The following is a 13,366-nucleotide window of genomic DNA, read 5'->3' on the forward strand; positions in this document are numbered from 1 at the left end:
CATGAAATTTGCAGCTATCGTTGGAACTACGTCTCCAAAATCATACAACCGTACTCTACTTCAATTCATGCAAGCGTATTTCAAAGACAAAGCGGAAATTGAACTGTTAGAGATCAACGACGTTCCTATGTTTAACCAAGATTTGCCATCAAACAACGCGCAACTCTTAGCCATCAATGAAAAAATCAACGCCAGCGATGGTGTGATCATCGCAACACCTGAATATAACCATTCGATTCCATCTAGCCTAAAAAGCGTGCTGGAATGGCTTAGCTATGAGCTACATCCATTGGATGGCAAACCTGTAATGATTATTGGTGCCTCTATTGATTCTCAAGGCTCTTCACGCGCGCAGCTACACCTTCGCCAAGTATTAGATGCTCCTGGTGTTAACGCCAACGTGATGCCGGGTTACGAATTTTTACTCGGTAACGCCAACAAAGCCTTTGATGAAAACGGTAATCTTAACAGCGAAGGCACCATCGACTTCTTAGAAAGATGTTTCTTACGCTTTATGCGTTTCGCCAAAATTTCTAATCAGCTCAACGAAGAAGAGGAATTTTCATTCACTCCGGGCACTTATGATGTTCACGCTCTAGGTCACGGTGGCGCGTTACCGATGAAAGTGGCGTTCAGTGAAAAGCGCATCGAAAGCATTGATATCGACACCGCTGGCGAAACCGAAGGTTTAGCAGACGTGGTATTTGTACGCATTCCAGACAAAATCATTGAAGGCCAAACCCTTAATGTAGATGCCCTATCCGGCGCATCCGAAACCAGTAATGCCGTGCTTGATGGCGTAGCAAAAGCAGTGAAACTGGCTGGTGTAAACCCAGATATTTTAAGAAAACGACCAAAACCAGCAAGCAGCATCAATCAAGGCGATGAAGAGTACACCTGTGATGTGGTTGTGATTGGCGGCGGCGGTGCAGGTTTAAGTGCAGCCGCAACTGTATTACAACAAGGTAAAAGCGCGATTGTTTTGGAAAAATACCCAGCGGTTGGCGGTAACACTATTCGTACTGGTGGCCCAATTAACGCTGCCGATCCAGAATGGCAACGTACCTTCGATGAAAACCCAGGTGAACGTCATACTATTCAACATCTTCTTAGCATTGATGAAAAGGACATTCACCAAGAGTACCTTGCAGATTTTCGCGCCCTTAAAGATGAGTTTGCCAGCTACGAAGCGCAATTTGGCGAAGGCAAAGGTTACCTATTTGACTCACCACTGCTGCACCGTATGCAAACTTACTTCGGTGGTAAGCGTACCGATTTATTGGGTAATGACATCTACGGTCAATATGACTTAGTGAAAATCCTAACTGACCATGCCCTCGAAAGTGTGCAATGGTTAGAAGAGATTGGTGTGGAATACGATAAATCCATCGTGTTTGCCCCAGTGGGCGCGCTATGGCGTCGTGGTCATAAACCAGTGAAAAAATACGGCACGGCTTTTGTGCTGGCATTGAGTCAATACATCGAAAAAATGAACGGTAAGGTCATTACCGATACTCCAGCACAAGAGTTTTTGATTGAAGATGGAGAAATCAAAGGCATTATCGCCACTGGCGTGAATGGCCAGAAAGTGACTGTTCGTGCTAACGCGGTTGTGCTGGCAACGGGTGGTTTTGGTGCCAACACTAAGATGCTTCAACAGTACAATACTTACTGGAGCAGCATTCCTGATGATGTGAAAACCACCAACTCTTACGCAATGACCGGTGATGGTATCGTTCTTGGTCAATCAGTTGGTGCTGGGCTAACCGGTATGGGCTTTACCCAAATGATGCCAGTAGCCGACCCAATTACTGGTGAGCTGTTTAGTGGCCTGCAAGTACCGCCAGAAAACTTCGTGATTGTGAACAAACAAGGTAAACGTTTTATCAACGAGTTTGCTGGTCGTGATGTTTTGACCAAAGCAGCATTGGCAGAAGGTGGCCTGTTCTATCTCATCGCCGATGATGAAATCAAGAAAACCGCAGCAAACACAAGCCAAGAGAAAATCGATCGCCAAGTGGCAGCAGGCACGTTATTTAAAGCCGACACCCTTGAAGAGTTGGCGCTAAAAGTCGGTATGGACCCAGCAACACTGGTCGACACCGTCGCTAAATACAACAGCTATGTTGAAGCGGGCGAAGATCCAGAGTTCCATAAAGATACCTTTAGCTTGAAAGTGGAAAAAGCGCCGTTCTACGCCACTCCACGTCAACCGGCGGTTCACCACACTATGGGTGGTTTAAAAATTGATACCGCAACTCGCGTACTTGATGAGAACAATCAACCAATCAAGAACCTATACGCGGCAGGTGAAGTAGCCGGTGGTATCCACGCTGGTAACCGCCTTGGCGGTAACGCACTTGCTGATATCTTCACGTTCGGCCGCATTGCAGGCAAAACGGCGATGGCAGAAATGGACTAAACCATTCGTTCTCTACGCCGATGATTGTTCGGTAGTAATGAGCAAATGAAAGCCCAAGACCAACCGCAAGGTTGGTCTTTTTACTTTCACCGATTAAATTACTTTCACTGAATAAATTACGCTCACCGATTCAGCAAAGTAAATAACACGACGCCCCGCTATTTGGCTGGATAGGCTGGTGCGACTGACGATGAGCGCGATTGAGTTTTCATAGACAAAGCCAGCAGCACAAGCGTGATAGTGGCAAACATCGTCATCACGCAAGCCATCGAGATCAAGCTGTTCTCGCCAACCAAACCAACCGCCGCTGCCGCAATAGCGCCAAATACCATTTGCAGAGACCGTTGCAGTGCTGCCGCACTACCCGCCACATTACCCAGATCTTTTAAAGCGTGATGGGTCGCAGTTGGCATAATAACTCCTGCGCAGAAATTGCTCACCACAACCAAAGTGGCGCATAAAGCAATGGATTGAACCCCCAGCAACGCAAGCGCTAGTAGTGTAACTGAAGCCATAAAACAGCCCAGTACAGCCACACACAACAAACGCTCAGCGCCAAAACGCGGCGCAAGACGAGCGTTACATGCAGCGCCAAGAATTTCCCCAATCGCGGTTAAAGCAAACAGGCACCCAAATGTTGTCGCAGAAGCGCCAAAGAGGTTCATAAATACCGATGAAGAGCTGGAGATATAAGCAAACATAATGCCGAACGTCGCAGAAAAAAGCCCCGTGGCGATAAGATAGTTGCGATTGGACAACACCTGTCGATACGACCAAAGTGCCGAGCGAAGTACCGTATTTTCCGTTTGCACACGCGAAGCCGTTTCTTGGTAACCCAACCAAACCGACATAAACAAAATAGCCCCAACCACCGTCAGTGCTTCATAGATAGAACGCCAATCGCCAAACGATATTATTGCCGCACCAACAAGTGGGGCAATCAGAGGTGTCACGGCATTTACCATAGCCACGTACGATTGGCGATTTAGTGCCATTTCACCACGAAAGACATCACGCACAATCGCCGCCGGAAGAGAAGCCGCAGCCCCCGCCCCTATCCCTTGAATCACTCGCAGAACGAAGAGGGTTTCAATGCTTGGGGCAAACGCACAGCCTAGCGCCGCAAGGGAAAAAAGTGCAACCCCAAAAAGAAGAATGGGCTTACGCCCGTAATGATCAGACAAAGGACCAAACAGAACCGGACCAAACGCGAAGCCGACCAAAAATAGCGTCAATGTTTGGGTGGCTTGCGCCAGTGTGACATTTAACTCAGCCTGCATATTGGGAATCGCTGGCAACCCAACATCGATACCAAAAGGAGGCAATGCCGACATAAGACCAAGCATAACAATATAAAAGAATGATGTGACGGGAATAACTAAACGTGACATGATAACCAACCTAACCACAATGCAATACACGAAGTGTACCACAATGCGGTACAGAGGCAATAAATGAAAAAAGACTCCGACAAAGGCATTCAGGTAATTTCTCGTGCATCCGCTATTTTGCGCGAAGTCGTCGCCAATTCAGATGGAATGAGCTTGGGACAATTGGCCACAGCAACTGGCCTTGCTCGTTCAACCGTGCAACGAATTGTTGATGCGCTGGAAATCGAGTGTTTAGTACAGGCAGGAGCTGGCGGCGTAAGGCCCGGCTGGGGATTGCGTCGTTTAGGCGATTTAGCTGGACCAAGTATCGCATCTCAACTGCGACCACAACTGTTTCGTTTATTTGAAGCGACAAACCAAACCGTCGATTTGTCGACACTTACCAGCACAGAAGTTCTTTTTCTTGATCGTTTTCTCTCAGAGAACAGTGTCCGGGTAGTACCGGATGCGGGAGAGCATTATCCCGCCTATGCGATGGCAACAGGTAAAGCGCTTTTGGCGGGGCTAACTAATGATGACATCTGCGCCATGTATGGTAACAACACATTGGAACGCCTTACTCCAATGACAATTTCAACCGTCGACAAGCTCATAGCCGAACTTGATACCATCAGATCTGGCGGCTTTGCCTATGATGTTGAAGAGCACGCATTAGGATCATGTGCTATTGGCCTTCCGGTCGGTATTTTTGGTTCCACTCAACTGGCGGTTTCTGTGGTCATTCCAACAGAACACTATGCCGCCCAAAAGGACGCCATTGAGCAAGCACTACGTGTGAGTGCCCGTGATTTTGTACAACGAATTGATGTATTGAATGGGTTAACAGGGTCCAGTAACTGATTGAAAAATTAGATATTGTGGAACAGTTTCAATATCTACAGGGATGAGACGTCAACGCCTCATCCCTGTTTTCATTACTAAAAAGATCACTCTTTAAAATCAGTTTACTGCACGGGTGCTTAACTTAATGCGTAATACGCCAAATCCACCTAACAATAACAACCAAAAGATAGAAAATGCGCCACCTGAATGATCATCAGATGAGCTATTTTGAGTGGATAAGCTTTCAAGTTTAACAATTTGAGCTTCTAATTTATCAAGCTGCTTGTTCAACGTGTCAATGGTTGTTACCTGATCGACATAGACTGTCATCTGCCCTAAAGCCAACACATCAATATCATTGAGTGCGTACGCGATATTAACTAAACGACGGCGTTGATCTTCCATTCCAACACTCACGTTAGCATCGCTAGCGGTTGAATTAAAACCAAGCGCTATCCCGCCATCATTAATGCTCGCATCTTCCAGTAATTTTACACCATTCTTCACCGGTACCGGAGCTGTGGATGTGCCACACTGGGGAGTTTTAATCGGCTCACCTCGTGGAATAACACCATCTGCATTAACATAAACTATGCCCGAATCGACCAGCGATTGATTAACATTATATACTTCAGCGTCATTCGTGTAATAAAAGCATCGATAATTAACAGCAGTACCATCACTTAATAAGGTGGGTGTCTTACTATAGGATTGTTCGAGTGCGAAATAGTTTTGCCCACCATTTGCCGAATCATTCGCGTCGAGGTTCCAACTATTACCGAACTCCGCTATATAGTAATAATCTGAGGAATGAAGTTCGATACTTTCAGCGTTTAACGTGCTGACTTCTAACTTTATCTTTAGATTATTTTCCTTCAACACTAAAGGCGGAGTCGTGAATGTCATATTGCTCGAACAGTCATTGCCAATACAAGTATTATCTTGAATGATACCGTCGTCGGTATAAACCGTATCCGCCACACAAATGAATGAAGCAGAGAGACAAGCAATGAAAAAGAAGATGACTTTTAACATGTCGTCTACCCTATTCTAAGTTTTCAGCTAACGCTTCAACACGGCTAGTCAAATCGTTGATTCTTTTTTGTAATGCCGCCACTTGTTTTTGTACCGTACTCGTTTCAGAGTCCAAATTTAATGTAGCGACATAACTTTGAAATTGCCCAAGCGTCACTGCATCCGTGGCATCAACACCATCCGCAACGTAACTTATACGACGCTCATAACCAGACGAACCAAAAGAAATTGCTCCATCAACCACTTCAGAGCCGCCACCTAACGCAACATCGCCATCAGATGAAATTTGCAATACGTATTGCCCAGCCGTCGAATTCTCAATAAAAAACGCACCAGGATCGTCACTACTACTGCCTTGAACGCCAACCTGCCAGTCAACATTCGGAAATGAAGATGTAGAGCTAGTATCATCAAATACAATCTGTGGAGCATCACTCTTTAATTTTAACGTGTCATAATCAAATACTTCATCCACTTCACAAGATGGACCAGCACATAACGATCCTGGCACGATTAAATCATCCGTAATGACAGTATCTGCATGAGCCACAGTACTAAAATTAAGAAAAATAAAGCTTATTAATGCCTTTTTAATTGTAAGTTTCATATTTACCAATTTAGTCAAGAAAGAGTGAGGCGGCATTCTAGTAATAACTTGACCAAATTAACAACCATACCTATTTAGAGTTATGGTTTATTTTTATATATTAAAAATATTTTCTATAAATTTAAACCATTAAATTAATATAAATATAATTTACAAAACAACCCAAAAATCAAAGTGCGACAAATAGTACCATTTCGTATATTTTTTGGTTAAGTGATGAATTATATGCGTATTTATACACTTCTTATGGTTTCGTAATATTAGTTATGTCGATAAATAGAAAAATCCGGATATCTATGATACCCGGATTGGCTTTTTATCCGATTATATTGCGGCGTTGGCCTTATTTAGATTCAAAAGAACCTAAGTCTGGTGCACTACCGTTGTAATCAAGACCCACATTGGTACCAGCATCAATAAGGTCACTGCCTGATTTCAAGTGGAAAGACTTAACGACTGGCAAACTACCATCGCTTTGGCGGTCAGCCAGTAAGCCATCAATACTTACGCTATTGAAGTCAGATGATGAAGCTGAAAGGCCATTCTGCCAGCTGTTGTTAGAAATGCTGGTTGAACTGCCGCCAAATTTGTCGCTGTTATCCCCACCCAAAGAAACGCTGTTTTTGATAGTCAGTTTCTTCAATTGACGAGAGCTGCCATCACCCAAACCAAAGTTACGGTCATTATCATACGCAACTGCGTTGTAGATAGTAACAGTGCCTCGGTTACTGTTTTGGTCATAGCCATCTGCTGTGTTACCAGCAGAAATAGTATTGATGTACAGACCGTTGTGAGCTAGATCTTTATCGTCACTACCACCGGTTTTAAAGCCGTTACCATCACCAGCACCTTTCACACCATTTTTCTGATAACCGTTTCTGATCATCCAAGTGTATTCTAGAGTGGTGGTTACAGAGCTACCGTTATCACGTAGGTAACCATCAAAACCATCATCTAGGTTATTCCATGCACGACAACCGTAGAAGTAGTTACCAGTCCCTACCGTTAATTTAGCGGCAAAGCCGTCAGCATTTTCAAGTGATGAGTCGGCATTGTAGTAAGAGTCTGAGTTTTTGATAAAGTTATACGCCGCGCCACTGCTGATCTGTAAACCGGTATCGGCGTTTTCATAGAACTTCATAAACTCAATGGTATTGTGAGACCCTGTGAGGTACATACCATTATCGCCTGCTTTAGTGATATCAATACCGTAGATATGCCAGTAATTTGCACTCACTTGGAAACCACGGTTAGAGCTCTTTTCAGACATTGCTTGGAAATTAAATACCGGGTGATCGTCTCCAGGATACACACTCAGTACGATAGCTTTAGATGACGTACCACTGTTTTTTATCTTAATGGTGTCTGAAGGATAGTAAGTACCTTCACGAACGTAGATAACATCGCCAGCGCTGGCGTCATCAATCGCCTCAAGTAAACCAGCCAAGCTAGAGACTACCGTTGCACTGGACTTCTTACTTTTAATAAATGAAGGGTATCCGTTGGTCAAAGGTTCACTGTTCGCCCCAGCACTTTTAGCTGCAGATGCGGTAGGCGCAGCAGAAGAACTTGAGATATCAACAGTTGACGAGCTACCAGAATCAGAATCGGATGAACTGTCTGAATCAGAACTTGTAGAACCACAGGTTCTGGTCACAGGTTCAAGCCACCAGCGCTGAGAACTGCCACCGGCATCGGAGTTTTGATAAACATCAGAACCTTCTGATGAACCCGCAACCGTCATAAGCAAATCGGACTTGGCATTGATGATTTTATACGCCCCTTTATAGGTGCCAGATGTTACCTGCTCCAATTCCCACTCTTGACTTGTCGAACCACTGAAAGGCTTTTGTTGAATGGTGGCACCATTACTTTTCGACCCACCTTCCACCGTGGCAGCATAATCGGTATTAGAAGCCTGAATCGCCCAATATCCATTGCTCTGCTTATTTAAGTAGAATCGTTGCGAATCACTGCCCGTGTTTTTTTCTATCTCTACGTTTGCTTTTTTCGCTGTCGATTCAGCGGCAACAAGCATATCTACACCGGTACTAACAATTTTGTACACGACCCCATCAACAGCCGCATCGGTACAATAATCTGCTGCGTAAACTTGGCTACTGACCATAGCGGAGCCCATTATTCCCGCAATAACAATGGGCAAAGTTTTCATATTGTTCACTTTCACCGTTTTGAGTCCTTCTAGATTCAACATATAAAGTAACACTTTCGATTGTCCATCAGCGATATATCACAACTGCTTGTTGCTGATTCGAATCAATGCTATCAAACTAATTGACCATCAAAATAAAAAGAATTGAAGAAATGGATGGAAAACTAATAAATGAAATAACGTTTTATTTTGTTGAAAATCTTTAGCAGAGTTCACAAAAATATTATTAACAATATGGTATTAAATTATGTAAATGTGTGATTACCGTTCGAAAAATTAATTTGGCAAATAAATGAATTTTGGAAAACCGAACTATAGGATAAATAAAAACAGCTAAAAATGCGTATAAAAACCCAGAATTAAAAATGTGCTCACCTCGACCTTAAGAACTAACACCTAGCGAATGCAATGCATGAAAAAACACTATAAATTAACACCTTAATGACACTCAAGGCAAAAAGTCTTAGCGAGTTTTACATAACCTGCGCTTAATTTCGCCATTAGCACACCTATTTTTCATATCAATTTGGTTTTAAAAAAATTGAAAAACCAAACAATCTATTTGTGTAAAACTAATATTTAACATAATTAACAATAAGAAATACCAGCTCAAAAATTCATACTTTTGTTGTATCAGAATGGACATAAAATGAAGTTATCAAATCAACTATCTTTAATTGTAGGTATCGTTGCAGTAGGTTTTACCATACTGTGTGTTGTCGCTTTAAATTCCCTCAAAACAAACTTGGTTAACGGTTACCAACATGAAATTGAATCGGTATTAACTTACGCCAAAAATCAGTCGATGATTTACATCAACCAATCAGAAAAAGGACTCATTAGCAGAGAAGAAGCCGAGAAAAAAGTTGTCGAGGTACTTTCTGGTGTCCGTTCAGGCACCTCTTACCTGTGGGCCAATGACAACAATGCCAACACTCGCGTACACATCAAAACCCAAAAACTTGGTACATTTCAAAAGTCATACGCGCCAGACTTGGCAAAAATCCAAGCCTCTAAAACAGGCTACGATTTTGATGTTAAATTGAACGCCAAGCCCGGACTCGATCATAAAGTCTATAAAATGAATGGTAAGACTCTCCTTCCTAAATGGAACTGGGTTATCGGCATCGGCGTTTATATGGATGATGTAGATAACGCCTATTGGAGTTTTGCGACGCAATTTATCGTGATCGCGGGCATTATTTTGATCGCCATTATTGGTATCAGTGTGGTAATGGTTCGCACCATACTCAATAAGTTAGGCGGCGAACTCAACTATGCGGTTGAAGTAACACAATCCATTGCCAAAGGTGAATTGGCTAAAACCATCGAAGGCAAATTCAAACCAGACAGCCTATTAGGCGCGATTTCTACCATGCAATCGTCATTAAAGCTTATGGTTGCGGATATTCAAAGCGGGGCTACCCAACTTCGCACGGCGAGTAATGATTTGAACCAACAGTTTGAGAACATCGCGAAGGATTCAAAAGCCTCATCCGATGCCTCTATTTCTACCGCGACCGCAATCACTGAGCTATCTAGCTGCATTAATGAGATTTCGCAAAACTCTTTACTGTCGGAACAAAACTCAGAAAAATCCTCACAACTATGCATTAGTGGCGAAGAACTTGTTCATCAATCCAATGACGTCACCAATGATATTTCGAATCAAATTTCGACCTCAATCGACAATTTCAAAAAGCTTAAACAAAAATCAAGCAGCATTGGCAACATCGTCGATGTGATAACAGAAATTGCCGAACAAACCAACCTACTAGCACTCAACGCCGCCATTGAAGCCGCTCGAGCAGGCGAACAAGGCCGAGGGTTTGCGGTTGTCGCTGATGAAGTAAGAACACTGGCGTCACGCACCGCCCATGCAACAAGGGAAATTACGTCCACCATTCAAGAGATGCAATCGGAAACCGACTCCGTAGAACACTCGCTTGAGTCCATGATACCTAAAGTAGGGAAAAGCGTTGCCAGTGCCGACGAAGTGACCAACATGCTGATCGACATTCAACAAAGCTCGTCTGACACGCTTAACTTAATTCGTGGTGTCGCCAGCTCAACCTCGGAACAGAAGCTCGCCGCCGATGAGTTATCAGAACATGTCGAAAAGATATCGAACATGGTAAAAAGTACCGCCGACGCCATCGCAAGCTGCAAAGAAACGGTTTCCTATCTCGATCAACTGTCGCACAAGCTTACGCAAAATATTGGGTACTTCGCATTGAAATAGAAACATCGATGTTTCTTATCTCAGGCCAAAGTCGCTACTTGATAAACGGAGTGAGCGGCTTGGCCCTTTCACCATACGTTGTGATGAGTGAAATAGCAGCAAGAGAAATAAACACTTAGATCATATCATTGCCTAAGCTCTGCCCCAAAATCGGTTACTTTCCCTGATAACGCAGTGTATTGACCAATGCCTGAAAAGCGGGAGAATCCTGCCTGCGATGAGGATAATATAAATAGTAGCCATCAAAATAGGGACACCAGTCGAGCATAAAAGCAACCAGTTTTCCTTGCTGCAAGTACTCCTCGACATAATACTCGGGCAAATAGGCAACACCTATCCCATCTAAAGCCGCAGCAAGAACATGTGGATTACTGTTCGCGGTGTATTGACCTTTTACTTTTAAATTGAGCTTTTTATCCCCTTTTTGAAATTCCCATGCATATAAGCCACTTTTATCTGAGTAGCGAATATTGATGCAGTTATGACTTAGCAAATCTTCTGGCTTTTTAGGTGCACTGTGGTTACGCAAATACTGCGGGGAAGCCACCAGAACCTGTCGCCAGTCTGGGCTGATTTTTACAGCAATCATGTCATTATTGAGATCTTCACCTAACCGAATGCCCGCATCGAAACGATCTTTAACGATATCTGTCAGGGAGTAATTCACTGAAACCTCAATGTTAACCTCTGGATATCGGCTTAAAAAACGAGGTAACTTAGGCTGGAGAATATACTGTATAGCATCATCTGCAGCGGTGATGCGAATATTGCCCGCAGGTTTATCTTTCAGTTCATTGAGCCTTAGAATGGCATCATCGACTTTGTCAAACAAAGGCGTTAAATCATCAATGAGTTGCCTGCCCGCCTCTGTCGGTGAAACGCTCCGAGTGGTTCGAGCAAATAGTCTCACCCCTAACCGCTCTTCAAGCACTTTTAATGTATGGCTTAAAGCCGAGGGGGTCACACCGAGTTCAGCAGCGGCTTTGGTTAAGCTGCCGTGACGTGCAATCACAAGAAATGCTTTTAATTCATCCAACTTAGCTCTCCTTTTTCGTCGCCGAAGTATAGCATTCGATATTGCTATCGAGACCTCGTGATTCATGAATATTACTAACAAATGAATGAAATTTCAGACTATTAATCTGCAGGTCTCTATTTGGTAGATTAGCTATTGAGTGGCAAAAAATGGAGAACGTAACATATGTTCAATATTTTCATAATGTTAAGAACATAAGCCCACCATTACAAACCCAATTGGCTTGAGCCATCACAGCACAAAAACACGGTATCTATTCGTCACCATTATTGATAACCCAGTATGGAGAAATGGGCATGAATGAAGAGACAGATAAACAGAGAAGAAAAGTATTAAAACTCACAGGAGCGATAGGCGTTGGCGCAATGCTCGCAAGCCCTTTCAATGTTTTCGCCAGCGAGCCGAATCGGCGAATTCCATCGCGTGGTTACGCAGCGTTTGATGAATCTGGTGTACTAAAACCTTGGACCTTTGAACGTCGACCTGTGGGCGATAACGATATTCTTATCGACATCAAGTTCGCCAGTATTTGCCGCTCCGATATCCACCAAGAAAAGGGGCACTGGGGTAAACAGCAATACCCACAAGTACCCGGCCATGAAATCGTCGGCATTGTCTCTGCGGTAGGGAAAAACGTTTCAAAATTCAAAGTGGGTGATCGGGCTGGCGTGGGTTGTATGTGCGGAAATCACTATCACCACCATGCTACCGATGAAGAACAATACAACGCCGATACTCTATTTACCTATGGTTTCCCCGACGATCGCTCGCCGACTGGCATCACTCAAGGCGGGTACTCCAACAATATCGTGGTCGAAGAAGAGTTTGCGGTACACATTCCGCAAAGTGTTAGCTTTCAAGAAGCCGTGCCGCTACTTTGCGCAGGCATTACCACCTACTCACCACTGATGCGTGCCGACATTAAACCTGGCATGAAAGTGGGCGTCGCGGGGATTGGTGGCTTAGGCCATCTTGCCGTGAAAATTGCCGTATCTAAAGGTGCGGAAGTGTACGCGTTCACCACCAGCCCAACCAAGGTCAAAGACATTCTTGCCTTTGGTGCCAAAGAGGCCATCGTGGTCGACGACCTCTCCAAGCTCCAGCCATACCATGGGCAACTGGATTATGTCATCTCCACTATCCCTTACGACTTTAACGTTGCTGCCTATGCAGCTGTGGTGAAACCGTACGGAACATTTACACAAGTTGGGATGCCGATCAATTCAGAAGTCACCATGAACGCACTCTATTTGGCCTTTTCCCGCGTTAATTTCAATGCGTCATTAATTGGCGGCATGAAAGAAACCCAAGAAGTGGTGAATTACTGCGCCAGCCATAATGTGCTGCCGAATATTGAGATGATCAACGCTAACCAAATTAACCAAGCATGGGAAAACGTTGTCGATAAAAAAGCCCGTTATCGATATGTCATTGATGCGAGCACTTTTTAGTTAGCTAGAAAATAAGGAAGGCGAAATGTTTTCCTTATTTTTTTATGACCAAAACTTTTGATTTTGCGTGATTCGGGCGGAATCGGTAATCACATCTCGATAAATCACTGCTGCGCCTGCTCTTCGTTACAAAGCCTATTACTTTTTAACCCAATAATTTCATTCAAAATCGATTATCCCTAACGTT

Annotated in this window: 9 protein-coding genes; 4 read left to right on the forward strand and 5 right to left on the reverse strand. The window is 43.8% G+C overall.

The features are described from left to right. Position 1: 1 nt before the first annotated feature. The gene (locus tag JCM16456_RS08275) at positions 2 to 2,422 is read left to right on the forward strand and encodes a flavocytochrome c (RefSeq protein ID WP_068713767.1); all 2,421 of its coding nucleotides are present in this window, start codon (positions 2 to 4) and stop codon (positions 2,420 to 2,422) included. Between the two features lie 158 nt (positions 2,423 to 2,580). On the opposite strand, the gene JCM16456_RS08280 is transcribed toward JCM16456_RS08275, so the two are convergent. Then, complete coding sequence (locus JCM16456_RS08280) at positions 2,581 to 3,813, reverse strand: multidrug effflux MFS transporter (RefSeq protein ID WP_068713768.1); 1,233 nt, start codon at positions 3,811 to 3,813, stop codon at positions 2,581 to 2,583. 63 nt (positions 3,814 to 3,876) lie between these two features. Between JCM16456_RS08280 and JCM16456_RS08285 the strand changes: the two genes are divergently transcribed. Next, complete coding sequence (locus JCM16456_RS08285) at positions 3,877 to 4,653, forward strand: IclR family transcriptional regulator (protein ID WP_068713769.1); 777 nt, start codon at positions 3,877 to 3,879, stop codon at positions 4,651 to 4,653. A 99-nt stretch (positions 4,654 to 4,752) separates the two neighbouring features. Here JCM16456_RS08285 and JCM16456_RS08290 read toward each other — a convergent pair whose 3' ends face one another. The 3 genes from JCM16456_RS08290 to JCM16456_RS08300 all read right to left on the reverse strand — a co-directional run bounded on the left by JCM16456_RS08290 (position 4,753) and on the right by JCM16456_RS08300 (position 8,492). Continuing rightward, a complete protein-coding gene (locus JCM16456_RS08290; protein WP_068713770.1) occupies positions 4,753 to 5,670 on the reverse strand; it encodes a GlyGly-CTERM sorting domain-containing protein in 918 nt (305 codons plus the stop codon). 10 nt (positions 5,671 to 5,680) lie between these two features. Next, on the reverse strand, positions 5,681 to 6,277 hold the full coding sequence (locus tag JCM16456_RS08295) for a hypothetical protein (protein ID WP_162266533.1): 597 nt from the start codon (positions 6,275 to 6,277) through the stop codon (positions 5,681 to 5,683). 343 nt (positions 6,278 to 6,620) lie between these two features. Continuing rightward, complete coding sequence (locus JCM16456_RS08300; RefSeq protein ID WP_068713772.1) at positions 6,621 to 8,492, reverse strand: RICIN domain-containing protein; 1,872 nt, start codon at positions 8,490 to 8,492, stop codon at positions 6,621 to 6,623. Positions 8,493 to 9,099: 607 nt separating this feature from the next. Here JCM16456_RS08300 and JCM16456_RS08305 point away from each other — a divergent pair. Continuing rightward, positions 9,100 to 10,692, forward strand: a complete 1,593-nt coding sequence (locus tag JCM16456_RS08305; RefSeq protein WP_068713773.1) for a methyl-accepting chemotaxis protein — start codon at positions 9,100 to 9,102, stop codon at positions 10,690 to 10,692. Positions 10,693 to 10,846: 154 nt separating this feature from the next. On the opposite strand, the gene JCM16456_RS08310 is transcribed toward JCM16456_RS08305, so the two are convergent. Next, positions 10,847 to 11,728: a LysR family transcriptional regulator gene (locus JCM16456_RS08310; protein WP_068713774.1), complete on the reverse strand. Its 882-nt coding sequence runs from the start codon at positions 11,726 to 11,728 to the stop codon at positions 10,847 to 10,849. A 296-nt stretch (positions 11,729 to 12,024) separates the two neighbouring features. On the opposite strand from JCM16456_RS08310, the gene JCM16456_RS08315 reads away from it, so the two are divergent. Beyond that, positions 12,025 to 13,179 (forward strand): NAD(P)-dependent alcohol dehydrogenase, encoded by a 1,155-nt coding sequence (locus tag JCM16456_RS08315; RefSeq protein ID WP_068713775.1) that lies wholly within the window; start codon positions 12,025 to 12,027, stop codon positions 13,177 to 13,179. The last annotated feature ends 187 nt before the right edge of the window (positions 13,180 to 13,366 follow it).

It is taken from the genome of Vibrio tritonius, from assembly GCF_001547935.1.
Classification (GTDB): Bacteria; Pseudomonadota; Gammaproteobacteria; order Enterobacterales; family Vibrionaceae; genus Vibrio; species Vibrio tritonius.